Origin of the sequence: Cupriavidus necator, from assembly GCF_040578825.1 — a bacterium.
GTDB classification, from domain to species: domain Bacteria; phylum Pseudomonadota; class Gammaproteobacteria; order Burkholderiales; family Burkholderiaceae; genus Cupriavidus; species Cupriavidus necator_E.
On the sequence record NZ_JBEFLI010000057.1, the window covers coordinates 24,500 to 48,014 of the forward strand.

General features: G+C 61.9%; 24 protein-coding genes and 2 pseudogenes. 6 read left to right on the forward strand and 20 right to left on the reverse strand.

Annotated features, from left to right (window positions below; translation table 11 throughout):
* Positions 1-153: 153 nt before the first annotated feature.
* Together AB1I47_RS24225 and AB1I47_RS24230 are read right to left on the reverse strand one after the other, a co-directional pair.
* Positions 154-840, reverse strand: coding sequence for a TetR/AcrR family transcriptional regulator (locus tag AB1I47_RS24225; RefSeq protein ID WP_354686253.1), 687 nt, complete (start codon positions 838-840; stop codon positions 154-156).
* Complete coding sequence (locus AB1I47_RS24230) at positions 824-1,072, reverse strand: hypothetical protein (protein ID WP_354686254.1); 249 nt, start codon at positions 1,070-1,072, stop codon at positions 824-826. Before AB1I47_RS24230 ends, AB1I47_RS24225 begins: the two co-directional genes overlap by 17 nt.
* A gap of 214 nt (positions 1,073-1,286) precedes the next feature.
* Between AB1I47_RS24230 and AB1I47_RS24235 the strand changes: the two genes are divergently transcribed.
* A complete protein-coding gene (locus AB1I47_RS24235; RefSeq protein ID WP_354686255.1) occupies positions 1,287-2,180 on the forward strand; it encodes an NAD(P)/FAD-dependent oxidoreductase in 894 nt (297 codons plus the stop codon).
* Between the two features lie 141 nt (positions 2,181-2,321).
* Entirely contained in the window at positions 2,322-2,783 is a 462-nt protein-coding gene (locus AB1I47_RS24240) for a methyltransferase family protein (RefSeq protein WP_354686256.1), read from the forward strand.
* A 638-nt stretch (positions 2,784-3,421) separates the two neighbouring features.
* Here the strand turns inward: AB1I47_RS24240 and AB1I47_RS24245 are convergent.
* The 11 genes from AB1I47_RS24245 to AB1I47_RS24295 form a co-directional block, all read right to left on the reverse strand.
* A complete protein-coding gene (locus AB1I47_RS24245; RefSeq protein WP_354686274.1) occupies positions 3,422-3,859 on the reverse strand; it encodes a lipase family protein in 438 nt (145 codons plus the stop codon).
* 24 nt (positions 3,860-3,883) lie between these two features.
* A complete protein-coding gene (locus AB1I47_RS24250) occupies positions 3,884-5,467 on the reverse strand; it encodes a class I adenylate-forming enzyme family protein (protein ID WP_354686257.1) in 1,584 nt (527 codons plus the stop codon).
* Positions 5,468-5,613: 146 nt separating this feature from the next.
* Positions 5,614-7,197, reverse strand: coding sequence for a class I adenylate-forming enzyme family protein (locus tag AB1I47_RS24255; protein ID WP_354686258.1), 1,584 nt, complete (start codon positions 7,195-7,197; stop codon positions 5,614-5,616).
* Positions 7,198-7,239: 42 nt separating this feature from the next.
* Entirely contained in the window at positions 7,240-8,061 is an 822-nt protein-coding gene (locus AB1I47_RS24260) for an SDR family oxidoreductase (RefSeq protein ID WP_354686259.1), read from the reverse strand.
* Positions 8,062-8,097: 36 nt separating this feature from the next.
* Complete coding sequence (locus AB1I47_RS24265; RefSeq protein ID WP_354686260.1) at positions 8,098-9,285, reverse strand: acyl-CoA dehydrogenase family protein; 1,188 nt, start codon at positions 9,283-9,285, stop codon at positions 8,098-8,100.
* Positions 9,286-9,316: 31 nt separating this feature from the next.
* On the reverse strand, positions 9,317-10,918 hold the full coding sequence (locus AB1I47_RS24270; protein WP_354686275.1) for an acyl-CoA carboxylase subunit beta: 1,602 nt from the start codon (positions 10,916-10,918) through the stop codon (positions 9,317-9,319).
* Positions 10,919-10,920: 2 nt separating this feature from the next.
* Positions 10,921-11,418: an acyl-CoA carboxylase biotin carboxyl carrier protein subunit gene (locus tag AB1I47_RS24275; protein ID WP_354686261.1), complete on the reverse strand. Its 498-nt coding sequence runs from the start codon at positions 11,416-11,418 to the stop codon at positions 10,921-10,923.
* Positions 11,415-12,995: an acetyl-CoA carboxylase biotin carboxylase subunit gene (locus AB1I47_RS24280; RefSeq protein ID WP_354686262.1), complete on the reverse strand. Its 1,581-nt coding sequence runs from the start codon at positions 12,993-12,995 to the stop codon at positions 11,415-11,417. The genes AB1I47_RS24275 and AB1I47_RS24280 overlap by 4 nt, the downstream gene beginning before the upstream one ends.
* Positions 12,902-14,764, reverse strand: a complete 1,863-nt coding sequence (locus AB1I47_RS24285; protein ID WP_354686263.1) for an acyclic terpene utilization AtuA family protein — start codon at positions 14,762-14,764, stop codon at positions 12,902-12,904. Before AB1I47_RS24285 ends, AB1I47_RS24280 begins: the two co-directional genes overlap by 94 nt.
* Positions 14,757-15,548 (reverse strand): enoyl-CoA hydratase-related protein, encoded by a 792-nt coding sequence (locus tag AB1I47_RS24290; RefSeq protein ID WP_354686264.1) that lies wholly within the window; start codon positions 15,546-15,548, stop codon positions 14,757-14,759. The genes AB1I47_RS24285 and AB1I47_RS24290 overlap by 8 nt, the downstream gene beginning before the upstream one ends.
* Positions 15,549-15,563: 15 nt before the next feature.
* On the reverse strand, positions 15,564-16,340 hold the full coding sequence (locus AB1I47_RS24295; protein WP_354686265.1) for an enoyl-CoA hydratase/isomerase family protein: 777 nt from the start codon (positions 16,338-16,340) through the stop codon (positions 15,564-15,566).
* A 231-nt stretch (positions 16,341-16,571) separates the two neighbouring features.
* On the opposite strand from AB1I47_RS24295, the gene AB1I47_RS24300 reads away from it, so the two are divergent.
* From AB1I47_RS24300 to AB1I47_RS24315, 4 genes and pseudogenes are all read left to right on the forward strand, one after another.
* A complete protein-coding gene (locus AB1I47_RS24300) occupies positions 16,572-17,180 on the forward strand; it encodes a TetR/AcrR family transcriptional regulator (RefSeq protein WP_354686266.1) in 609 nt (202 codons plus the stop codon).
* Positions 17,181-17,707: 527 nt separating this feature from the next.
* The gene (locus AB1I47_RS24305; RefSeq protein ID WP_354686267.1) at positions 17,708-18,160 is read left to right on the forward strand and encodes a PDC sensor domain-containing protein; all 453 of its coding nucleotides are present in this window, start codon (positions 17,708-17,710) and stop codon (positions 18,158-18,160) included.
* A 68-nt stretch (positions 18,161-18,228) separates the two neighbouring features.
* Positions 18,229-18,690, forward strand: a pseudogene (locus tag AB1I47_RS24310) (helix-turn-helix domain-containing protein); the annotation flags it as partial.
* A pseudogene (locus tag AB1I47_RS24315) lies at positions 18,669-18,917 on the forward strand (recombinase family protein); the annotation flags it as partial. The pseudogenes AB1I47_RS24310 and AB1I47_RS24315, both read left to right, overlap by 22 nt.
* Position 18,918: 1 nt before the next feature.
* Here the strand turns inward: AB1I47_RS24315 and AB1I47_RS33870 are convergent.
* The 7 genes from AB1I47_RS33870 to AB1I47_RS24345 form a co-directional block, all read right to left on the reverse strand.
* Positions 18,919-19,176 carry a hypothetical protein gene (locus AB1I47_RS33870; RefSeq protein ID WP_407935902.1) on the reverse strand — a complete coding sequence of 86 codons (258 nt, stop codon included), beginning with the start codon at positions 19,174-19,176 and terminating at the stop codon, positions 18,919-18,921.
* A complete protein-coding gene (locus tag AB1I47_RS24320) occupies positions 19,103-19,573 on the reverse strand; it encodes a TniQ family protein (protein WP_354686268.1) in 471 nt (156 codons plus the stop codon). The genes AB1I47_RS33870 and AB1I47_RS24320 overlap by 74 nt, the downstream gene beginning before the upstream one ends.
* On the reverse strand, positions 19,548-20,219 hold the full coding sequence (locus tag AB1I47_RS24325) for a TniB family NTP-binding protein (protein ID WP_354686276.1): 672 nt from the start codon (positions 20,217-20,219) through the stop codon (positions 19,548-19,550). Before AB1I47_RS24325 ends, AB1I47_RS24320 begins: the two co-directional genes overlap by 26 nt.
* Positions 20,161-20,418 carry a TniB family NTP-binding protein gene (locus AB1I47_RS24330; RefSeq protein WP_354686269.1) on the reverse strand — a complete coding sequence of 86 codons (258 nt, stop codon included), beginning with the start codon at positions 20,416-20,418 and terminating at the stop codon, positions 20,161-20,163. Before AB1I47_RS24330 ends, AB1I47_RS24325 begins: the two co-directional genes overlap by 59 nt.
* Before the next feature lie 6 nt (positions 20,419-20,424).
* Complete coding sequence (locus tag AB1I47_RS24335) at positions 20,425-21,819, reverse strand: Mu transposase C-terminal domain-containing protein (RefSeq protein WP_354686270.1); 1,395 nt, start codon at positions 21,817-21,819, stop codon at positions 20,425-20,427.
* Positions 21,820-22,465: 646 nt separating this feature from the next.
* A complete protein-coding gene (locus tag AB1I47_RS24340; RefSeq protein ID WP_354686271.1) occupies positions 22,466-23,056 on the reverse strand; it encodes a TniQ family protein in 591 nt (196 codons plus the stop codon).
* Between the two features lie 31 nt (positions 23,057-23,087).
* Positions 23,088-23,515 (reverse strand): TniB family NTP-binding protein (locus AB1I47_RS24345; protein ID WP_354686272.1); only part of this gene is annotated, 428 nt, incomplete at its 5' end.

Sequence of the window (23,515 nt, forward strand, 5' to 3'; positions counted from 1 at the left end):
GTCCTCGAGCCGACCCGTAACACAAAGTGCGGGAGACCCAGAATTACTTTGTTCTACGCCAGCAGGCCGCCCGCCATCGCGAGGTCAGCCGCGCACATGCAGAGATTTTCGCTTCCCGCCGCGTGCTCGCGACCTCAGGCCGCATTGTGGAGCCTACGCGCCGTAGGCCGCCATGAAGACCCGTACGGCCTCGCGCAGAAGAGCCCCGTTTTCTCGGGAATCCGGCATCTCGAGCTTCAGCAGTCCGCGGATGTGCCCGGAGCCCAGGAACATCGACAGGAACAGGTCCGCTGCCTGAAGCGGGTTCCGCACCTTCAGCGTGCCCGCCGAGTGGGCGCGGCGCAGGTATGCAGCCAGCTCGCCGTTCACACGCTCCGGGCCTTCCTTGTAGAACGCAAGGCAGGCTTCCGGCTGCGCCCCCGCGACGCCGTAGATAGCGCGCAACGCGCCCAGGGCGTCGTCCCCGCGCGCCAGTGCGAGAAACCGGGCGCCGATCGCCAGCAGCGCCTTCTCCGGCTGGTCCGGGTCCAGCGCCCCAGCGCCCGGGACGCCAGCCACCACCGTCGCCGTCCTGTCACGCACGACCGCCTGGAATAGCCTCTCCTTGGAGCCGAAGTTGCTGTACACGGTCATCTTTGACACACCGGCGTCCGCGGCGATGGCATCCACGCTGGCACGCTCCAGGCCATGCTCGTTGAAGTGCCTTTGCGCCGCTTCCAGGATGCGCCGGCCGCGCTCGGGATCGCGTGGCCGCCCGCGTTGGGGCTTGGGAGCGGGAACAGGGGGGCGGGCCATGGGCAGATTTAGTGGACTTGACAGTTCATTATAGCTCACCCACATGATTGAACTTGACAGTCCAGTAACTGGCGGCAACCCGAGGAGCCCCCATAACGCAACAGACGATCGACTGGACCATCAGCACAATCACGGGCACAACCAGCGACGCCGCGGCGATCGCGTCCGTGCCGAGCGCACTCACGAAATAGGTCTCCGCCACGCTGAGCAGGGTTACGAGGAACATCACCGCCACGGTGGGCAGGGCGGGCCGCGCGAGCAGCGGGTCATCAAGCATGGCGGACTCGCGGAATATTTATTGTACTTGACAGTTTTCTATATCAGCACCACATTACTGTACATGTCAGTCCAATAACCACTCGACCCATGACTTCCTCCTCCTGGCGCAGCCGCGGGCCGGCCCCGCTGCCCGTCTCGAGCGCGTAACGCTGGACGATATTGCGCGCCAGGGCCAGCCCATCCCCTCCATCCACAACACGGAGCCCATCACCATGAATGACGTCATCATCATCGGCGGCAGCTTCGCCGGCCTCGCCGCCGCCCTGCAGCTCGGCCGCGCCCGCCGCAAGGTCACCGTTCTCGATACCGGCCTGCCGCGCAATCGCTTCGCCGGCCACTCGCATGGCCTGCTCGGCCACGATCACAAGCCACCGCTGAACATCCTGGCCGAGGCGCGGCAGCAGCTGGCGCGTTACCCCACGATCCGGCTGGTCAGTGCCCGGGCCGACGGCGTCTCCGGCGCCATCGACGATTTCTCCGTCCTCACTGGTGATGGCGAAAGCCTTGGGGCGCGCCGCCTGATCCTGAGCTATGGCGTCGCCGACCAGATGCCTCATGTGCCGGGCTTTGCCGAAAGCTGGGGCACGTCCATCGTGCCCTGCCCCTATTGCGACGGCTTTGAAGTCGCCGGCCAGCATTGGGGCCTCGTCTGGTCCGGCCCGCAGTCGCACCAGTCTGTCAGGCTGTTCCACGATTGGACCGACAAGCTGACTGTCTTCGCCGATGGTCACGACATTCCGCCCGATATCCAGGCCGATCTGGCGCGCCGCAACATACCTGTCGTCGATGGCCGGATCATCGAGATCGCCCATCACAAGGGCCATATCACCACCGTCAATCTCGATACCCGCCGCAATATCGCGGTCGACATCCTGTTCGCCCATCCGCGCAACAAGCCGTCCGCAAGCCTGCATGAATCACTGGGCCTCGCCACGGTGGATACGCCCGTCGGCATCGCCCTCAAGGTCGACGAGCGCCGCCAAACCAGCATGCCCGGCATCTACGCCGCCGGCGACCTCGCCACGCCCTTGTTGCCCTCGGTCACCCTGGCATCATCGCAGGGCGCGATGGCGGGTATCTTCGCCCAGCAATCGATGCTGGTTTGAGGGGATAGATTCCCTTCTCCGGTTGCCGCGGGCTATCGCCAGAAGGGCGATCCCGGCGAGGGCGCGATCCGCAAGACTTGCCGCCATTCAGGTGTGTGCATGGCGGGTCATGCCGGGCGCTAGGCCTCATCATGGAGTGATATGAGCGTGCTTGAACTGAAGGTTCCTCCCCCCATCGTGGCGCTTGTCCTGGCGCTTCTTATGTGGCTGACGCCAGCCGTCGCGGGCCTTGTGCAGATTCCCTATCCGGCCCGCGTGCTCTGCGCGGTCGTTTTGGTGTGCGTCGGCCAAGGCATCAGCATCGCCGGAATGGTTGCGTTTCGGCGCGCCAAGACCACCGTGAACCCGGTTAAGGCAAGCTTGGCGTCCTCGTTGGTCATCCGAGGCGTGTACCGCTATACGCGCAACCCCATGTATGTCGGGCTCTTGCTTACCCTGTTGGCATGGGCAGTGTTTCTGGCGAATCCGTTCGCTGTCCTATGGGTTGTCGTGTTCGTGCTTTACATCACTCGGTTCCAAATCATTCCGGAAGAACGTGTGTTGGCGTCTCTATTTGGGGCAGAGTACGAGGCTTACAAAGGGAGGGTACGCAGATGGGTATGAAGCCTGACGGGCTTGCAAGTGCTTCCCCCTAAGTCACCGTCCTCTCAGCCAGCAGGCCTTCGCGCTGTGCTGCACATTGGACGAGGCGCTGATGTGGCCTCCTCCGGAGGCGTACTCGTAAGCGATGGACATCAAAGATCAACAATAGTAGAGCAGAGATATCGACGGTGAATCGCAAAATAGCAACTTGGCCTCGCGTTCTGGCCTTCCACGCTACGCGTGCCTCACCAACACTTCTTTCGCCCCGCCTGCCCATTTCTACCTCCGTTCTCTCCGACGTTGGGCATGCGGCTTTTACTACCCAGCGGTGCTCTCCTCTGTTTGGAAGACTGTGCGTGGATGACTGTGCGCCGGCCTATCACTTGCTGCGGCTCTATCCGAGTGTGGGGAACGACTTGCTCAAGCGCGCGGCGCCGGCATTTTGGCGTATGTGCGCGCGAGGCTCGCAAGACGGGCGACGCAAGTACCGCGGCGACGTGCTGGGGTGCCGTCAGCGCTGTGAACTGAACGGTCGCGCCACGGTTGCACCATCTGACGGCCATATCGCGTCCGGCTTGGTTATGGCATGATATCGTCGAATTGGGAGTGCACGACGAATACCGGCACGGTCGGCGCGACGAGCCCCACCAATTGCTGATTCACTGTTGAGGCAAGCGGTTGCTCGGCCAGATGTGCTGGACGGGCGACCGTCGTTGGTCAGCGTCGAAGTTTGCAAGAGGGCGTGCTGGAGAAGCGTCCGGTCCTGCATTCATTAAGCACCTGGGACGCTGCCTCCCGGCAGCGTTAAGCATGTCAAGGAAGCCCGCTTTCGGATAGGCAGCGTTCATACCGTTGACCATGTACAGCAGGACACCGGCGGCCGGTTTGCCATCCGGGCATGGCGCCAATAGCTGAAGATTGGCCGGGGAGGCACCGACATAGGCCCCCTTCACCTGCAACTCCGGCGCATAGCTCGTCTGCAAATCAGCGGCAGCGCCTGACGCCATGCCTCCTTCCGAATAGCCCCAGAGGGCAACCAGCCCGGCAGCGGGTAGAAGCGCCGAAGTCAGGCGCTGCGCTGCGCGGATCGAATCCAGTACCGCGTGGCCGTACCCCGCGCGTTACGTACTGGAGGTCGCAGCCGGCGGCACCAACAGCTGTGCCTTCATGATCTTTCCTGCTGGTGTCATTGGCAGGGAATTGCGGAACAAGATCTGGCGTGGCACCTTGTAATCGGCCAAGAGCATGCGACAGTAATCGATCAGCGCTTCCGCCGATGGTTGCGTGCCCGGCCTGGGAACTACGTAGTAACAGCCCACTTCCCCAAGCACTGGATCCGGAACGCCAATGCCGGCAACCATCAGCACGTCGGAATGACGCAACAGCACATTCTCGACTTCGATAGGGTAGACATTGAAGCCGCCCTGCACGAACATTTCCTTGCTTCGGCCCATCAGCGTCACGAACCCCGCTTCGTCGCGATAACCGAGATCCCCTGTATGTAACCACCCATCGGAGAAGGCGGCGGCCGATTCGGCTGGCATATCCAGATATCCAGCAACGGTCAATTCGCCACGAATCCACAGCTCTCCGGTTTCCCCTGTCGCCGCGTCACGCCCATCTGGCGTCACGATCCGCAATTCGACGCCGGGCAACGGCTTTCCGACAGAGCGGACCGTAGCGTCAAAATCACTGTCCCATGGCGACATCAAGGCCGCCCCGGACGTCTCGGACAAGCCATAGAGATTCATCACCTTCGCCTGCGGATACATCTGCTGAAGTTGCTGCAAGAGGTTAGGGTCCGCGTTCGCTCCTCCTGTGATCACCAGCCTGACGCGCTGCTGGTCGAGCCGGCCGAGCGCCTCCTCCCGCAGCAGCAACATGTGCATGGTCGGCACGCCGACAACGATGGTGGGCGGAAATGACAGCATGTCCGCGACGACTTGCTTGGGACTGAAGGTCGGAATCAGCAGACTTGTGCCGCCACCTAACAGCGTCGCAAGGAAGCCGCAGGTCAGGCCACCCACGTGGTTGAGCGGCAAGGCAAGCATCATCAGGTCGTCTGGCCCCGCACCCAGGTGACTGCATTGCGCCGCTGCCGAGGCCAGCTGACTGCGGTGCGTAATCAATGCCCCTTTTGGTCGGCCCGTGGTTCCCGACGTGTAGATCAGGACCAGCGGATCCTCCGGGACCGTGTTTTCCTGCGCTCGGCCAATCCTGGCTTGGTCCACCACGGTGGCAAGCAGCGACTCCAGTCGCCGGCCAGCCGCCAGGTCGGGACTTCCCGTGAAGAAATAGTTACGCACGGTAGGCAGCCGTTCGCCCATGCCGGCGAAGTAAGCAACGTAATCCATATCGCCCACTACCGCTGGCGCAATGACCGCCCTCACCTTCGCATGGTTGATGATGTATTCGATCTCGCTATCACGGTAGCGCACGCTGAGCCCGACCAGAATTGCCCCGATCTTCGCCGCCGCCAGATACGCCAGCAGCCATTCCGGTTGGTTAACGCCAAGTATCCCAAGCCGGTCACCCTTGCCGAAGCCCAGGTCAAGCAGGCCGCATGCAAGATGATCCGAGTCCCGGTCAAGCTCTGCAAAGGTGATGGCGCGTCCCTGGTAAAACAGCGCGGCTCGGTCCGGTTGCAGAGCCACATTTCGTTTGAGTGCCATCCAGACGCGATCGATGGTGATCGGTTCAATCATGCTCACATCCCCCTCATGTGGTGGTATGTCCCTGACTGAAAGTGCTCTCAGCAGGAAATCCGTTGATAGATTCACACAGCAGGCTTACGGCATGGTGGACAGCCCTCGAATAGCTTAATGGCGCGTCCCGCCCGAGCCCCCGTTGTTCACCGCACCTCTGCAGCGAAACAGTCCGCATACTGCGACCGCAGAATATGCTTCTGAATCTTTCCGGTGGCAGTCTGGGGAAGTGCGTCGATAAACTTCACGGCCTTTGGGACCTCGAACTTTCCGAGACTGGCGCGGCAATGGGCGATCAACTCCTGCTCACTGCAGCTTGCACCTGCCTTGAGCACGACGAACGCACAGATGGCTTCACTCCAGTGGGGATGAGCCAATCCCACCACGGCGGCGCCTGCGACCGCCGGGTGACCAAGAATGGTGGACTCGACCTTGATGCTGGCAACGTTTTCGCCGCCGGTCTTGATCATGTCTTTCTTGCGATCGAGGAACAGCAACTGTCCGCCATCATCGATCATTCCCAGATCGCCGGTATGGTGCCATCCGAATTTCTGGACAACCTCGGTGGCCGCAGGATCCTTGAAATAGCCAAGCATCACGTTTGGCCCGCGATGCACGATTTCGCCGATCTCTCCCGGCGCCAGCAGCTCGCCGTCCTCATCCATGATCGCGGTTTCGCAGGTCGCGGTCGAAACGCCCCAGTAATTGGCATCGCGCTGCGGATGCTGAACCGGGCGGAAGCTCATGGTGACCGGATATATTTCCGTCTGGCCCGTCACCAGCATGATGTTGGCGCTCATCGTCTCGGCGATTCTATTGACAAGCGAGCGCGGCATGGGTGCCATGGCATAAATGCAAAGCCGCAGCGACGAAAAGGCGGCCATCGATGCCTGGGGATCCGCCAGCATCGCCCCATACATCATGGGCAGGCCAACGAGTACGGAAACCCTTTCCCGTGCGATGGTCGCGATGACCGCCGGGGCACTGAAGCCGCGCGCGACCACCAAGCATGACCCTGCCGCGAAGGCGGTGGCTGCGACCACATGCTGGCCACAATGAAACAACGGCAATATCCCGCTCACCACGTCCTCGTCGGTAAACGCGAACGTCGATAAATTGGCAAGAATGGCGCTGTACACCGATGCGTGCGAATGGACCGCGCCTTTTGGGTTTCCCGTGGTACCGCTCGTGTACATGATTAACGCGGGTTGCTGGCTGTCGATATCGACTTCCGGCAAGGCCGTCGGGCGTCCAAGCGCCGCAGTAGCAAGCGTCGTCCTGTCGGCGTTCCCGCCGTCGGTGCAGGCGATGATGACCGGCAAGGCAATTTCGCCGAGCAAAGCCGCTATCCTTGGCTGCTGGCAGATCGCCTCATCGACAACGATGCACGAGACTTCCGCATGACGCAGGATATAGCCGATCTGGGCCGGATCGAGCTGGATATTGATTGGCACCCAGACATGGCCTGCCTTGTGAATGCCGTTGATGGCCACCAGCATATCGGCCGAGTTCGCGCACAGCGTAGCCACCTGAACGCGGCCTGGATGCGACTCGAGCAAATAGTGGGCGAATTGCGAGCTGAGGTCATCCAGCTCCCGGTAGGACAAGCGGTCATCGCCGTCCACAATGGCCACCCGCGCGCCGAACTTGGCGGCGGACCGGTACAGCACGTCGCCGAGGGCGATACGGCGGATACGCCGGCTCTCGGCCGACACGAGCAAGTCTTCCATCATTGTCTCCTCTTATTTTCGCGTCGCTCATACCTTGCAAGCTCAGCCTGCCGGGTGCGCCATCTGTTCCTTTGCCGCCGCCTCGATCATCGGCTTGACGCTGTCGATCGCGCCGCCGCCGTCGCAGGGAATGATGGCCCCCGAGATATAGGACGCCGCAGGTGAAGCGAGGAACATGGCCAGGTTGGCGATATCCGCGGCCGTGCCAAGCCGGCCGAGCGGGACCAGGCGCTCCACCGGGGAACCGCTCCCATCGTCCTGAGGCGCAAGGCGGCGCATCCCCTCGGTATCGGCAATCGGTCCCGGGGAGATGGCATTGACACGGATACCGGCGCCACCCCATTCGATCGCAAGCACTCGCGTGAGCTGGTCGACCCCTGCTTTGGCGGCACAGACATGTGCCTGATAGCGAATCGGAACGATCGACTGCGGTGCCGTGATGTTGATGACCGAAGCGCCCGGGCTGGCGAGGTGAGCAAACGCCTGGCGCATCACGTGAAATGTGCCGTTGAGATCGATATCGACCACCACCTTGAAGCCATTGGAGGAAAGCTGATTCACCTCGGCGAGAAAATTTCCAGCGGCGCCGGAAACCAGCACATCGATCTTGCCGAAGTGCTCGCGGGCCGTCGTGAAGGCACTGCCCACGGCATCGAAGTCGCGCACGTCGGCCGTCAGCCCAAGCACTTGTGCGCCATGCGTGCTCAGCGCCGCCACCGCGCCGTCCACGTTCTCTTGCTTGCGGCTCGCCACGGTCACGTTGGCGCCATGTTGCGCAAAGGCGTGGGCGATGGCCAGATTGATACCGGTGGTGCCGCCGAAGACAAAGACGTGCCGACCAGTGAAGTCGAAAGATACGGTCATGGAAAGAACTCCAGTTGTAGGGGTCTTGGCCCGCCGTCAGCGCGCCGCGCGCAACAGCTCCTCGGCAATGATTACGCGCCGCACCTCGCTGGTGCCGCCGCCGATCGTGGCGAGCTTGGCATTGCGGTAATGGCGATTGACTTCCGTCTCCCAGATGAAGCCAGAACCGCCATGGATCTGCACGGCCTTGTCGGTGACCGAGAGCAGCATCTCGCCAACCCGCAGGATGGAGGCCGCGCATAACTTATGGATATCGCCGCGGCCACCACCGCCCCGCTCCAGCTCGTTGCAGGCCATCAGCGCACGGTAGGCCAGGGCACGCGCGGCTTCGAGTTCAACGTACATGTCCGCCAGCATCGCCTGCACCATCTGGAATGCGCCAATCGGCTTGCCGAACTGCTGGCGTGTATTGGCATACTCCAGCGACAGGTCCAGGCAGCGCTGGGCCGAGCCGATACACGGCAAGGCCAGGAAGGCCCGCTCGATGTCGAGTCCACTCATCACCACGGCAACGCCTTGGTTCTCGGCTCCAATCAGGTTGCGGGCCGGCACGCGGCACTCGTCGAACACGAGCTCGCCCGTGGGGGCACCGCGCCAGCCCATCTTGACCAGCTTCTGTGCCACGCTGAAGCCGGGGAATCCTCTTTCCACGATGAAGGCCGAGATACCCTTGGCGCCCAGCGCCGGATCGGTCTTGGCGTAGACCAGGATGACGTCGGCCACCGGACCGTTCGAGATGAACATCTTGCGGCCGTTGAGCACATAATCGTCGCCATCGCGCCGTGCCGTGGTGCGCATGCTGCCCAGCGCATCCGAACCGGCGTTTGGCTCCGTCAGCGCCAGCGCGCCCACACATTCGCCGGAACACAGCCTTGGGAGGTAGCGCTGTTTCTGCGCGTCGGTGCCATTGCGCAGGATGTTGTTCAGGCAGAGGTTTTCGTGCGGCCCCCAGATGAAGCCTGCATTGGCGTTCCAGTAGCCGAAGGCTTCCGCCACCATGCCGGCCGAGAACAGGTCCATGTCAGACCCGCCAAACTCGGGCGGTGCGGTGATGCCGAGGTAGCCGGCGGCACCGAGCGTGGGCATCAGATGCTCGGGATACCAGTCCTCGTTATCCATGCGGGGCAACAGCGGGGCCAGCTCAGCCCTGGCGAAGCGGAAGGCCTGATCGTAGACCTCACGCTGCTCCGGCGAGAGCGCGAATTGGGAAGGTGATGATGTCACGACGTCTCCTGATATTTGTTATACGTTCGGCTCAGATGCGGAGGATGCCCTGCTGCCGTTCGGCGAACGGCGCGTTGAGCGCAGCGGAAAGCGCCACCCCCAGCGCATTGCGCGTATCGACCATATCGAGCACGCCGTCGTCGCGAAGCTCCGAGGTCTGGTAGTACACGCTGTTGCTGCGGTTGTAGTCGTGCTGGATCTGGTCGTGGATGGCCTGGATCTCGGCCGGGTCCGGCTGCTTCCCCTCGCGCGCCAGCGCCGCGATCCTGATCTGCGACAGCGTGCGGGCTGCCTGCTCTGCGCCCATGGTGGCGCACTGCGAATGCGGCCACGCGAACAGGAAGCGCGGCTCGTAGCCACGACCAGCCATGCCGTAGTTGCCGGCGCCGAACGATGCATGGCAGAGCACGCTGAACTTGGGCACGCGCACGTTGCTCTGCACCATGATCATCTTGGCGCCATCCTTGGTGATGCCGCGATGCTCGTAGTCGCGCCCGATCATGAAGCCGGTGATGTTGTGCAGGAACAGCAGCGGCACCCCATCGCGGTCGCACAGTTCCATGAAGTTGGTGGCCTTCTCCGCCGCCTCGCTGAACAGCACGCCGTTATTGGCCAGGATGCCGATCTTGTAGCCCCACAGATAGGCGTAGCCGCATACCAGCGTGGTGCCATAGTCGGGCTTGTACTCGTGGAACAGACTGCCATCGACAAGACGCGCAATGACCTCCCGCATGTCGAATTGCTTCTTGATGTCGTCCGGAATGATTCCGTAGAGCTCGTCCGGATCATAGTAGGGCGCCTCCGGCTCGCGGGTGTCCACCGCCTGCTTGGGACGGCGGCGCAGCGTGCCGACGATCTCACGCGCCAGCGCGATGCCCTGGGTCTCCGAGTCCACTGCATAGTCTGCCGTACCGGAGATGCGTGTGTGGACGTCGGCACCACCCAGTTCGGCTGCGCTGATGTCCTCGCCGGTGGCAGCCTTGACCAGCGGCGGGCCTCCCAGGAAAACGCCGCTGGAGCCGCGCACCATGATCGAATAGTCGGACAGCGTCGGCACGTAGGCACCGCCCGCCGTGCAATGGCCCATGGCCACCGCGACCTGTTCCACGCCGGCGGCCGACAGGCGGCATTGGCTGTAGAACATGTGGCCGCCCTCATGGAAAATATCCATCTGCATGGGCAGGTAGGCCCCCGCGCTGTCGACCAGGTGCACGATTGGCAGGCGGTTCTCCAGCGCGATCCTGAGGGCGCGGATCGATTTCCTGGCGCCCAGGGGATAGACAGCGCCGCCCTTGATGGCGCTGTCATTGGCCAGCACCATCACTTCGCGGCCGTTGACCACGCCGATGCCGGAGACGATACCCGCGCCCTTGATGTGCGCGTCATACTTGGCATGATTGGCTGCCAGTGGCGACAGCTCGAGGAACGGCGTGCCCGGATCGAGCAGCAGTTCCAGTCGCTCGCGCACCAGCAGCTTGCCCTGATCGCGCAAGCGCTTGACGTCGCGCTCCGGGCGCACATGGCGCACGTCGTGCATCATCGCCAGGAATTCCTCGCGCACGCGCAGGTTGTGCGCGCGATTGGCCTTGTAGCCCTCAGAGCGGGTATTGATGCGGGATTCGATGCGGCGCATGCTCATGCCTCCCTTGCTTCAAGCCGCACCAGCAGTGCGTCGCGGTCGAACACATCCCCCTTCGCAAAGGGCAGCTCGGCGACCACGCCGTCGCGGGCCGCTTCGAGGTTGAGTTGCATTTTCATACTCTCGATGACAATCAAGGTTTGGCCCGCGCTGACGCGATCGCCGACAGCGACCGCCAGTTCGACCACAGTGCCAGGCATCGGCGCCAGGCAGAGATCGCCCTCTTCCGCGTCGGCGCCGCCGCCACGCACCGGATCCCGCAGCGTGACCGTCCACGCGCGCCCAAAGGCGTGGACATAGGCAGTCTCGCCATGCTGGGCGACCCAGACGACATGCGTGCGGCCGCCCAGCGTGAGTGCAAGACTGCCGTCCGGCATTTCATCCTTCACCACATCGGACGCCACGCCGTCGATATCGACCCGCCCGCCACGAGCATGACGCGCCAGCGCAACCTGATGGCGCCCGCCGGTACCCAGTTCCGCTGTCAGCTTCATTCGTTTCTCCAGTTTTGCATCGCGCCATGGATTGCTGGTGGTGCAAAGCGCGCATCGGCCAGCGTGCGGTTGCTCAGCAAGGCCGCTGCGAGCACCACTGCGGCCTGCTCCGGCGTAGGCGCCGGTATTTGCAGCGCAGCCTTGTGTTCTTCCAGAAAGCTGGTGTAGGTGTTGCCGGCGGCGAACTCGGGATGTGCCAGGACACGTTCGAGGTAGGCTGCGTTGGTGGTCACGCCAAGCACTACCGTCTGCCCCAGCACGGCACGCATGCGCCCGATGGCTTCGGCACGCGTCGCGCCGCGCACGATCAGCTTGGCCAGCATCGGGTCGAATGCCGAGGTCACGATGTCGCCCTCCTGCACGCCCGCATCGAGGCGGAAGCCGTCCATCTCCGGGGGGCGAAACATCCGCAGCTTTCCGGTCGCCGGCATGAAATCGCGCTCGGCATCCTCTGCGCACAGCCGGCACTCGATCGCATGCCCCTTGAGTTGGATCTCGTCCTGGCCGAAGCCCAGCGGCTCGCCCTCCGCAATGCGGATCTGCTCGGCGACGATATCCAGGCCGGTGATCATTTCGGTGACGGGATGCTCGACCTGGATGCGCGTGTTCATCTCGAGAAAGTAGAACGCCCCCGAAGGATCCACCACGAATTCCACCGTACCCGCCGAGGTGTAGCCTACCTCCTTCGCCAGGGCCACCGCTTGGGCACCCATTGCCTCGCGTAGCGACGCATCCACGAACGACGATGGCGCTTCCTCGATCACCTTCTGGTGGCGGCGCTGGATCGAGCACTCGCGCTCGCCCAGATGCACCACGTTGCCGTGCTGATCGCCCAATACCTGGATCTCGATATGACGCGGGCGCTCGATGTACTTCTCAAGGAACACGCGCGCGTCGCCGAATGCGGCCTGCGCCTCGCTGGTGGTGCGCTCGAATGCCGCGCGGCAGGCTTCCGGCTCGGCGTCTTGAATGACCCGCATGCCCTTGCCGCCGCCACCCGCGCTGGCTTTCAGGATGACCGGAAAGCCGATCGAGCTTGCCACGTCGAGCGCATGGTCGGCATTGCGGATTTCGCCGTCGTAGCCGGGAATCGTGTTGACGCCCGCTTGCTGCGCGATCCGTTTGGAACGGATCTTGTCGCCCATCGCATCGATCGCGTCGGCGCCGGGGCCGATGAAACGGATACCCGCCGCATCGAGGGCGCGGGCGAACCCGGCGTTCTCCGAAAGGAACCCGAAGCCCGGGTGTACCGCATCTGCCCCCGTCGCACGGCAGGCCGCAAGAATGTTGTCGATCGAGAGATAGGCAGCCACTGGCGTGGCCCCGTCGATCCGGTAGGCCTCATCGGCCAGACGTACCGCCAGCGAATCCTGGTCCGCTGCGTGATAGACAACGACGGCACGCTTGCCCAGTCGGCGGCAGGTGCGGAGAATGCGTGCCGCGATTTCACCGCGGTTCGCAATCAACACCGTATGGATTGGAGTCATGGCAGGAGGGCTCCGGATGGCTGTTGCTTGATGTTCGATACCTGAATGCTTGCCGCGTACCCTTCCAGTGGTCCGTCCGGCGCCAGCCACGAAGCAGGCACGCGAATCGGCAGGTCCATCAGCATCTGCGCGTAGCTCTTGCCCTGCGGGTCATAGCGCAACGACGCGATGCCGCCCCCGCCCAGGACACCACCCAGCAGGAAATTCAGCGCATGGAAGCCGGGCAACTCCCAGCAGCACACGGTCCCGGTGAGGTAATGCCCGAAGAAGGCGCCGACCCGTTCGGTCGTCAGTTCCCGACGCAGAACCGGCAGGAACTCCGCGCGCCGCGCGATGATGCCGATGTTGGCGTCGTTGCCCTTGTCGCCGCTGCGGCCCCAGGCCAGGGCGATCAGTGGTACCTCGACCACCTGCGGGAAACCGGGCTGCATGACAGGCGAGTCCACTGGCGCCGGCTCCCGCTGCTGGAGAGGCTTCCCGGATGCAACAGGCACGTGCATAACAGTGCCTCCCAGTTCCGCCTGGACCGGCACCATGCCTTTGTCGAGCAGGAAGGAGAACAGCCGGACCACCGGCGAGGGCGATGGCCGGCCGCCAAACAACCCGGTGGTGCCCTGCGCCATTGCGACCCCTGCCTGCGTCATCTCGCGCCCGAACAGATCCAGCGCGCTCTTGTCGTCATGGCGCAGCCCCATCTTCAGTACTACCTCGCGCGCGTTGTCGGCATGGCGGCCGGTAGCGCCGTAGGTGTCATCGGCGCCAATCACTTCAACCGAGGTCTCGCGATAGTCCGCACGTCCTGCCGCCAGGTTCAACCGGCGGGTGCGCTCGATGATCGCCACCCCCATGCGGCGGGCCTTGGCTGCGGCGTCCCGCCCGGCCACCATCATCGTGGCGATCACGCGCCAGCCGTCGGCATAGGTGGCGCTCACCTTGTAGGTGGGCGTCGGCGCGCGGCCGCGCGCGCCCCGCACATGAACGCGATCGGGTCCTTCCTGCGTGAGCTTGACCTCGGTGAAGTCGCACACGACATCCGGCAGGATATAGGCGGCAGGGTCGCCGATCTCATACACGATCTGTTCGGCCACGGTAGCAGTGGTCACCATGCCGCCGGTGCCGTCTGGTTTGGTCACCGTAAAGCTGCCGTCGGCCGCGCATTCGACGATGGGATAGCCCATGTCCTCCCAGCCCGGGACCTCGGCCCAGTCGGTAAACAACCCGCCCGTGCATTGCGGGCCGCATTCGATCACATGGCCGGCGAGGCTGCCGGCCGCAAGCCGGTCATAGTCAGTGTCTTGCCAGCCAAACTCGTGCATGAGGATGCCGAGCGTGACCGCCGAGTCCACACAGCGGCCGGTCAGCACGATGTCGGCGCCCAGGTCCAGCGCAGTGGCAATGGCACGCGCACCGAGATAAGCATTGCAGCTTTGCAATCGCCGGGGAAACGGCGCTCCCGTGAACATTTCAGTTGGGGCGAGCGCGGCGATCTCCTCAACCCGCGACATCAGGTCGTCGCCTTCGATGACAGCGATGCGCAGCGTCACGCCCGCCGCTTCGGCTGCCATGGCCAGCGCCTGGCGGCATGCGCGCGGGTTGATACCCCCAGCGTTCGACACCACGCGGATGCCGCGCTCGGCAATGGCGGGCAGTAGCGGAGCGAGGGTCTCGACGAAGTCAGGGGGATAACCCAGCTCGGGGTTCTTTGCCCGAGCCCGGGCAAGCAGCGACATCGTGATCTCGGCAAGATAGTCAGACACCAGATAATCGATCTTGCCGCGATGGACCAGTTGGGCAGCAGCTTCCAAGCTGTCCCCCCAAAAGCCGGAGGAGCAGCCGATAGCAATCCTGCGGTCAGTCATGGCACGCCCCTTCGATGCTAGCCCAGCGCGGCTTGCGCTTTTCAGCGAAGGCGGCCATGCCCTCGCGCGCTTCGTCGCTGCCGGCCAGCCGCTCGATCATCAGTTCGGCGTAGGCAAGGGTCTGGTCCACAGACATGTCCTGCATCAGGTCGAGCGCCTGCTTGCCCAGTCGCAGCGCATTGGGCGAGTTGGCTTCAAGCCGGGCGATGACATCCGCGACATGGCGGTCCAGTTCCACGGCCGGCACGGCACGATTGATCAGGTGGTAACGCTCGGCCTCTTCCGCATTCAGCGCCTCGCCCAAGAAGGCCATCTCCCAGTAGCGGCGCCGCGGCAACTGGCGGATCAGGTAGGTGGTGATCATCATCGGGAACACGCCTACCTTGACTTCGGGCGTACCGAAGCGCGCATGCTCCGCGGCAAGCGCCAGATCGCAGGCCGACACCAGCCCCAGCCCGCCGCCAAGGGCGCTGCCATTGACGCGCCCGATGATCGGCTTGTGACAGGCGCGCATGGCCCGGTACACCTGTACCAGCGGATTCTCCGCGCGCCCCGTGGCGAACGTGCTTCCGGCATCGCCTTTCAGGTCGGCACCTGCACAGAAGGTGCGATCCCCTGCCGCCGTCAGCACTACCGCGCGAATGGAGTTATCGTCGGACGCCGCACGAAATGCGTCGGCCAGTTTCGCGGTCATGGCGCGATTCAGCGCGTTGTGGGCATCCGGCCGGTTCAGGGTGAGCCAGAGCGCGTTGTCCCGGCGCTCGACAAGAATGGATTCAGACATCGACTCTCTCTCCAATCAGGAAAAGCGGGAAAAATCGGGCTGGCGCCGCGCGAAGAAGGCGGCGATGGCCTCCTGCATCTCCGCGGAGGCAAAGCAGGCCTCCAGCGCTTTACCCTCGGCCGCCATGGCGGCGGCCAGGCCCGCCCGGTGGCCCATCTTGAGCAGCCGCTTGCTGGCCCGCATGGCGGCGGGCGGGAGCGCCGCCAGTGACGTCGCTGTCGCCTCGGCGCGCGCCAATACGGCTTCCGGAGCGAGCACTTCATTGACGATGCCGGCGCGCAAGGCCTTCTCGGCGTCAAATGGCTGGGCCAGCAGGACCAGTTCGTTGGCGAGCCGCAAGCCGGCATGCAGCGGCAGCAGGTAGCTCGAGCCAAATTCCGGCACCAGGCCAAGTCGGGTGAACGGCAACTGGAACGTCGTCCCCGCGGCCGCGAAGACGAAGTCGCAATGCAGCAGGAGCGTCGTGCCACCACCGATTGCGCTGCCATGCACGGCGGCAACGATCGGCTTCTCGAAGTCGTCCAGGCGCATCAGCAGCCGGGCAAAGGCCGAGCGCACATAGCCCTCCGGCAAAGGCCCGGCCTGAAAGCCACGCAGATCGCCGCCGGCACAGAATGCTTCGCCCCGCGCGCGCAGCAGGACCACGCGGGTCTGCTGATCCTGCTCTGCCTCATAGAGGCGTTGTTCCAACTCGCAGAACCACGCCTCGTTCATCACGTTGCGCACTTCATGCGCTCCAAACGTCACTGCCAGCACGTGGCCACTACGTTCGACGCAAAAATTCTCGTCCACTTGTCTCCTCCATCTTGGCTACTTCAGGTCCCACCTGGCAGGGAGCTGATCGCAGCGGGAGGAAGTGTAGGAACAGGAAATAAAAAAAGCAAGTGATTGGTTTATTTGTGGCGTACACTTCGAACTGTAGTGCGGGACAGATCAGGGCTTGTCGAGCCGACGGCTTCAGGCATCGCGTCTAGCGTCTAGAATGACGCCCGCCACCGAACGGAGTGACATCGAGCAAGAGATATGGCGCGACCGAAACGCGAAGAAATCAATGACGTCAATCGCCGAAATGACCTCGTCATCGCAGCGGCGTTGCTGTTCAAGGAAAAGGGCTACCACGGCACGACCATGCGCGACATCGCGCGGGCCATCAACATGCAATCAGGCAGCCCCTTCTATCATTTCGCCAGCAAGCAGGACCTGCTCTTCGCCGGCGTGGAAGAAGGACTGCTGGCATGCCTGGCTGAGCTTGAGGCGATCGATTCCCAGACGATGCCGGCGCTGGATTACTTCCGCGCGCTGGCGCGCGCGCATCTGCGACGCTTGCTCGAGGCGTCAGGCGGGATGGTTCCGATGGTGGTGGATGAATGGCGCTACCTGGAAGGCCCGCAGCTCGAAGCCGTGCTGGCGATTCGCCACCGCTTCGAGGCATTGTGGCAAGCCGCGTTCGCTCGCCTCAAGGAGGGTGGCCACATCAGACGCGCGGACGCGATGGCTTGCCGCTTCTTTCTCAGCGCCTTGCATGGCACGGTGCGCTGGTACCGGCCGGACGGTGCTTTATCGCCTGAAGCGATTGCCGACGAACTTGTGGATTGCACACTCTGTGGCGCCGCTGATTGCAGAAGTCGGTAAGCGGCATGCCTGAACGGCGCAAGGGAGCCGATTATCGCAAGCTTCGCAAGTGTCCGGACGTGGGCTGGCGACGTCGTGGAAATACTGACCCACAGTTCACGCGACCCTGCCCGCTGGCTAACAACAAACCGCAATCGCAACATGGCTCGAAAGGAACCGTAGGAAATTGGCCCCTCGATTCCGCTAGACGGTTTGAGATACGCAGTTAGAATCCGAGCACACACCCGTTCCGAGACTTTCTGGCTCGCCCCACTCTTTTCATCATAGGGGCGCTTGCTGCCGCCTTGACCATGGCGTGCATTACTGCAATAGCGCTTTACGAAATGCGCTTGGACGCGTTCGCACGTGCTCGCGACACCGCTGACAATCTTTCCCTGATTCTGCAGCGTGATATTGAACGCAACATCGAAGTCTAGGAACTATCGATAAATGCCGTCATTGACGGTGTTAACGACCCGGCTGTGTTGCGATTGCCATCACAGATTCGGCAGCGCGTCCTCTTCGACAGGTCAACCAACGCTAAGGATATGGGCGCGCTCTTGGTCACGAACAGTGCGGGCGATGTCGAAATTGATTCGCGCTCGGTCCCTCCCAGAAAGGTCAATTTAAGTGACCGGGACTACTTCACGATTCAACAGCAGTCGGCCGATGCTGGGCTTGTGATCAGCAAGCCATTCTCACCGCATCTCACGACGACAGAGATGTCAGTCGGGCTGAGCCAGCGGTTGACGGATAGCCACGGCCAGTTTGCAGGTATCGTCGTCGGAACGCTTCGGCTGAACTACTTCCGCCGCCTGTTCGACGGGATGACTCTTGGCGACCACGGCTCGCTCACGTTGCTGCGACCCGACGGAACGGTTCTAATGCGACGCCCGTACAATCCGAAGGACATCGGTCGGAGCGTTGCAGGCGTTCCAGCATTCAAGCCGCTGATACAGGCTGACCAAGGCAGTTACATTGGTACTGCGGCACTAGTGTAGTGCGCCATAAATAATGCAACTTAATCGCAATTTGTGAGTCTCCATGTGTATGGAATGAGGGAAAACCCATGAGAATCGCGGCAACAGTTGAGCTAAGCGAAGGCCAGCGCAAACAGTTAGAAACGTGGGCGGCTGGCCGGATGGTCCCGGTTCGACTGGCCGAGCGTGCCAAGATGATATTGCTCGCGGCACAGGGCCAGACAGACAAAGAGATCGGTGCGGAGCTCGGTGTCTGGCGAGGTACGGTGGCGCGCTGGCGGGCTCGCTATATCGCCGACGGTGTGGCGGGTATTGAGCACGACCACACGCGCCCTGGGCGCAAACCGAAGATCTCGGCGCGCAAGGTCAAGGCCATCGTGGCGCTGACCACGCAGCAACGCCCCGATAACACGACGCATTGGAGCACGCGAAGCATGGCAGCGGCGAGCGGTATCAGTGCGGCGAGCGTGCGGCGCATCTGGCAGGCGCACGGACTCAAGCCGCATCGGGTAGAAACCTTCAAGGTCTCGAACGACAAACTCTTCGCCGAGGGAAGCTGGATCGATCGGGTCGCAGCGTCAAGCAACTGGTCGATCTGATAGGTGAGTTGCGTCGGCAAGGAGTCCAGTTCAAGAGCCTGACCGAGGCCATCGATACCGGCCCGCTGCCAGGTCGGTTCCTCTCCCATGTGATGACCAGTCTTGCCGAGATGGAGCGTGAGTTGACCGTCGAGCGCACGCGCGCCGGGCTTCAAGTTCCCCGGCTGCCTATCCGCAAGTTCATGGTCGTCGTTCAAAATGGGCGATTAATTGCGTTTTACCCCCTTCCTCAGTAACGGTGCGAGAGATTTGTTGCAGATCGATAATTCTGCGAATGGTGACCACTAATACTGCGACCTTGGCGTTCCAAGGGGGCTTCATAACGGGTCGCGATCCCCCGCGTACCGCTTCCCTACGCAACGCATCACTGCACTGAGATTTTTGAGCTGATGTAATCTGAACGATGAGATGACCGGAAGCGGTGATCGTGAATTTCACAGGCCATTGCCACCGGATTCAGCCACTCACGTTTCCAGCGAGGCGCAAAGACATCGAAGGGATTCAGAGCGAGGCACTCGAAGCAGAACGGGAGGCCGCTGCGTTCGGACACCCATGCCGCGGGCGTTTGGATCGCCACTAGTCTGTCGATGTTAACGTGTGTCAAAGCTGCGAGACGGGCAAGCACCGGCTCATCAACCGGCGGAAACAGCAGCCATCCACAGCGGGGCAAGCAGGGGAATTCCCCAAGGTGCCCACTCGCCCATAACTGGGAAACGCTGATTCGATACGTTGCTGCCAAGCGCCCCAGCCAACCGCCAAAGGCCTCGTCGTCAAACGGACGTGGCGCCACCGGCCAAGGTCTCACAAGCTCAGCACGGGATACCTCGCGATGCATTCTCGATGTGGCCAAGTTCGATCACCTCTCCGCCGTCGCGAATGGCGAGTTCAGTCGCAACATTGAGCACCCGCGATACCTCCCCGGTTAGTCCGCCGCTCGCCGCCAGAATCGCGTGAACCATCTCTTGCCGCGCCAGGTTCGACGGCCGTCGAAGAGGCAGAATCCGTTCGAATGCAGCAAGGAGGCATCGGAAGGCCTCTGATTCGTGCCACCTGGGAACTTCGAAGCGTGTGAACCGGCTCACCATCTGCGGATCCGTTTGCAACGCGATCACGGCGTCTTGGGTGCCAACGAGGACGATGGAGATTTTCAAATCATTTGCCAGGAACTTTAGCAGATTCAAGGATGCCCTCTGTTCCCGGTAGCTTCCTGCGAGCAAGTGATGGACCTCGTCAACAATCAGCATCCGCGGCGCTACCTTCCGAAGCAGCTCTCGGGTCAGCTTCTCGAGCGCGGACAGGCGGGCCGTAGCATTGAAAGGCGCACCCAGCTCGAAAAGCAGTGACGCATAGAATCGCTGCTGATCAGGTGTCGGCGGCATCTGCATGGCGACGATTTTGCACATCTCCACGCCCTTCTCCTCGTCATACTCGGGCGGATGATGACGCTGAAACTTGGAGATTATCTGCGCTTTTTCCGATATTGGAGTCCCCGTGCAGTAACAGGCATGGCATACGCTCGCGCTCTGGTGTCTGGATGAGTCGTTCAAGAATCTCCAGCGCCTGCGTGGCACGCGGGTAGTCGATCCACCGGTTACGGGCTAGTCCTCGAATCCGGACATTGTCATCGCATTGTGCCAGCGGTCTGGCAGTAGGCAACAGATGTGTGAGTAGCGCGCCCATTACGGATCACCATTGCTCTACATCGTACGCTATGGCTGGCTTGCTGTAGTCGACGGACGCCTCAGTGGGTCTCACCGATGCGCTTTCGCCTTGCCGAACTTGAGAGTTCTCTTGCCGAGCGTTCCTTGGCACCGGATCCTTCAAGACATTGCGTCGACGGCTTGCACCCAACGACTGTGTTCTTGCGCGCGCAACGATGCGGCGCTGTTCATCAATGGCCATGAACAGCATAGCCTCGCTGACGTATTCCTGTCCTTGGGCGCGCAGATGCCGCAATGCGCTGCGTTGCTCCCATAACGAAACGCGATCGCGGCGCAAGTCGGCAAAGGTCGCCTCGAGGTACCGTTTGCCATCAACGCTGACAAAAATTTTGGAGAGATCTTCGGGGTGAAACCGTGTAATGACCTTCTGCTTGGTTGCCCGCCACGCAGTAAAGATTGGATGCCAGTACCGAATGTAGAATAGCGTGAGGCCATCCGCCTGGACCGTTCTATGTGTCATCGGCAGGAACTGGATCAGGAACCGCAAAGCTTCGGACGCCGTATCGGGAAGCAACTTCGGAGGCGTCTCGCCGCCAAGTGTGGCCCACATGGAGTAGGGAGTGGCTCCGCGCAACCCCCGGTGCGCATTATGGTGATAGCGCTGCGCGACCTCCAGGACCAGCCATTTCTCAAATTCTCGGATAGTCAGGGATGCCTCTCGTTCAGGCGGCCTGGCTTTGCGCCCCTTCGGGGACGAACCAGTCGATCCCGGCAAGCTGTGTACGCGCTCCATGAGGGTCCGATTCAATCGTTCGATATGTCCGCCAAAGTATGGGCGTCCGGCGGGACGATACATCAACTCCACCCCGTACTGGCTACACCCGGAACGCAGCGCCCTGCTTTTGAACTCGGCCGCGTTGTCGAGGTGAAGCACTTTCGGGATACCGTGCATCGGCCAATCGGCACTGACCTCGAGACTGGCGAGCCAGTTCACCTTAGGAAGCACGACGCGCGTCAATAGGAGAGCGACCGTGGCCGCATTCGGGCGGTCCATTCCCACATACACTCCCACGACACATCGTGTGGCAACGTCAACAGCAAGGCTAAGCCATGGCCTACCGATAGGGCGCCGATATAGCTCATCCACCACGATCACATCGGCCAGCGTGTGATCGACCTGAACGATGTCCATCGGGTAACGCGCGACGAGACTGCCAGGCGGAATTGCTGCCGCCGGTAACGCCGCATGCAGAAGCGCCTCTTCCTTGCGATAAGCGGCCCAACGCCGTGAAACGGTTGACCTGGCTGGTGCGGTGACGCCAGCCGCGGCACAACGTTTGCGGATTTCAATGGTCAGCTCAAACAGCGGGTGCGCCAGATAGCGCTGCTGCGGCAGCCAAGTGGATAGTACATCGTTCACGATGTTTTCGACTTGCGCCGGCAGTCGCCCCTTTCCGGATCTCGGACCGCGGTCATATGGGCTCAGCGCACTCGCGACTGGATCAGCAAGAAATCGTTGCCGAAGACGATAGACGGTGGACCGATGCATCCTGAGCAGTTTGCCAGCGTAATCTGCTTGCTTGCGCGAGAGCGGTCCCCTTCCAAGGGGACGCAGAACTCGCGCAATCGCAAATTCGCGCTCCGTAGGTTGAGTCATGGAGATACGCAGAAACTAACATTCAACCCACAGTAGTCGAATTACCAGTCCGCAGAGCCACAGTCGCGGAATTTGTCGTCCAACGCCGAAAGGCCGTTGCGCAGCGGCAGCCTGGTCAATGGGCATGCCTACCCTTGCCCGCGTTGCCCGTATCCGGTCGCCAAGCTGGTCAATGCTTCGGATTGTCGCGCGTGATGGCGGAGTTGGATCAGGAAGCGGCCTCGGCATAGATGTGGAATAACTTTCACGAAAGTGAAATTATGCAGAGGTGACACCATCACGTCGATGGCCCCTTCCCCGGAAGCTCTCTTTGCTTGTCGCGGCTGTTTTTCTGGTGGTTAATTGCGTTTTTATTTTCCAAGACTTCTCAACATCTGTTGTTGAAGATCGTCATTCGTGCGAGCCACGCTCAACATTCATGCGACCGTAGCATTTTTACGCTCAGCATTCGTGCGACTGTATCTTTCCCATGCGAAACAAGGTCCCGGTGGGGCGTTGCGTGCGCTCTTCGAAGCAGTTGATTAAAGTTACCAAGGTAATAGAGATTCCAGTACCAGGTCGTTTCAAGCTTGCCGGGATGTTGCACGCACATTGAAGAGGCCCGATCCAGCCACTCGAGTCTCCAGAATGGCGAACCGACATCGGTAGGATTCAGGATCAAACAGGGATAGCAATACGGTAAGCGACGTCTTTCGTAGATCCAACCGATTGGGGTCTGCATAGCTCTCAGGCGATCCACGCTCACGCGGGTTAGCTGTGAGAGACGTTCCAAGGTCTCGATCGGCACTGGCGGAAACAGTAGCCATTTCCTTTGCGTCAGGGTTGGCATCGGACCGAGATCTGCGTGCGTCCAAAGCTGTTCAACCGTCATGGAGTACTTTCCAGCGAGTCGTCCCAGCCAGCCTCCAAATGCCTCCCCATCAAAGGGACGCGGTGCAACGGGCCACGGCCTCGGCCGGTTAGAGCATGCAGCTCCGGGCGTGTTCAATGTGTGAGACATCAATCATTTCCCGTCCATCGCGGATCGCAAGCTAATTCAAAAGCCGCGAAACCTCACCGGTCAAGCCTCCGCTCGCCTCTACAACCGCCGAGACAACCTCTCTTCTCGACAGGTTTGACGGCCGCCGCAAAGGAAGAATGCGCTCGAATGCCGCCAGGAGACCTCGGAAGGCTTCCGACTCCTGCCATCGAGGCATCTCGAAGCGCGCAAAGCGACTGCTCATTTGCGCATCGGTCTGAAGTGCAAACTCAGCATCGTGCGTTCCCACAAGGACGATCGTCATCTGGAGATCGTTGGCGAGAAATTTGAGCAGGTTCAGTGAGGCGCGCTGCTCGCGATAACTTCCCGCCAAGAGGTGATGAACTTCATCGACAACCAGCATGCGCGGTGAAACTTCCCGTAGCACCTCGCGACTCAGATTCTCGAGCACGCTGAGCTTCGCTGCTGCGTTGAATGGCG

Bases quoted from the DNA above. Each gene is read 5' to 3' on its own strand.
- AB1I47_RS24340 (WP_354686271.1), bottom strand. From the start codon at position 23,056: ATGTCTCACACATTGAACACGCCCGGAGCTGCATGCTCTAACCGGCCG.
- AB1I47_RS24255 (WP_354686258.1), bottom strand. From the start codon at position 7,197: ATGGAAGACTTGCTCGTGTCGGCCGAGAGCCGGCGTATCCGCCGTATC.
- AB1I47_RS24230 (WP_354686254.1), bottom strand. From the start codon at position 1,072: ATGCTTGATGACCCGCTGCTCGCGCGGCCCGCCCTGCCCACCGTGGCG.
- AB1I47_RS24250 (WP_354686257.1), bottom strand. From the start codon at position 5,467: ATGATTGAACCGATCACCATCGATCGCGTCTGGATGGCACTCAAACGA.
- AB1I47_RS24260 (WP_354686259.1), bottom strand. From the start codon at position 8,061: ATGACCGTATCTTTCGACTTCACTGGTCGGCACGTCTTTGTCTTCGGC.
- AB1I47_RS24300 (WP_354686266.1), top strand. From the start codon at position 16,572: ATGGCGCGACCGAAACGCGAAGAAATCAATGACGTCAATCGCCGAAAT.
- AB1I47_RS24235 (WP_354686255.1), top strand. From the start codon at position 1,287: ATGAATGACGTCATCATCATCGGCGGCAGCTTCGCCGGCCTCGCCGCC.
- AB1I47_RS24275 (WP_354686261.1), bottom strand. From the start codon at position 11,418: ATGAAGCTGACAGCGGAACTGGGTACCGGCGGGCGCCATCAGGTTGCG.
- AB1I47_RS24240 (WP_354686256.1), top strand. From the start codon at position 2,322: ATGAGCGTGCTTGAACTGAAGGTTCCTCCCCCCATCGTGGCGCTTGTC.
- AB1I47_RS24305 (WP_354686267.1), top strand. From the start codon at position 17,708: ATGGGCGCGCTCTTGGTCACGAACAGTGCGGGCGATGTCGAAATTGAT.
- AB1I47_RS24320 (WP_354686268.1), bottom strand. From the start codon at position 19,573: ATGCATCGCGAGGTATCCCGTGCTGAGCTTGTGAGACCTTGGCCGGTG.
- AB1I47_RS24290 (WP_354686264.1), bottom strand. From the start codon at position 15,548: ATGTCTGAATCCATTCTTGTCGAGCGCCGGGACAACGCGCTCTGGCTC.
- AB1I47_RS24270 (WP_354686275.1), bottom strand. From the start codon at position 10,918: ATGCGCCGCATCGAATCCCGCATCAATACCCGCTCTGAGGGCTACAAG.
- AB1I47_RS24330 (WP_354686269.1), bottom strand. From the start codon at position 20,418: ATGGGCGCGCTACTCACACATCTGTTGCCTACTGCCAGACCGCTGGCA.
- AB1I47_RS24285 (WP_354686263.1), bottom strand. From the start codon at position 14,764: ATGACTGACCGCAGGATTGCTATCGGCTGCTCCTCCGGCTTTTGGGGG.
- AB1I47_RS24225 (WP_354686253.1), bottom strand. From the start codon at position 840: ATGTGGGTGAGCTATAATGAACTGTCAAGTCCACTAAATCTGCCCATG.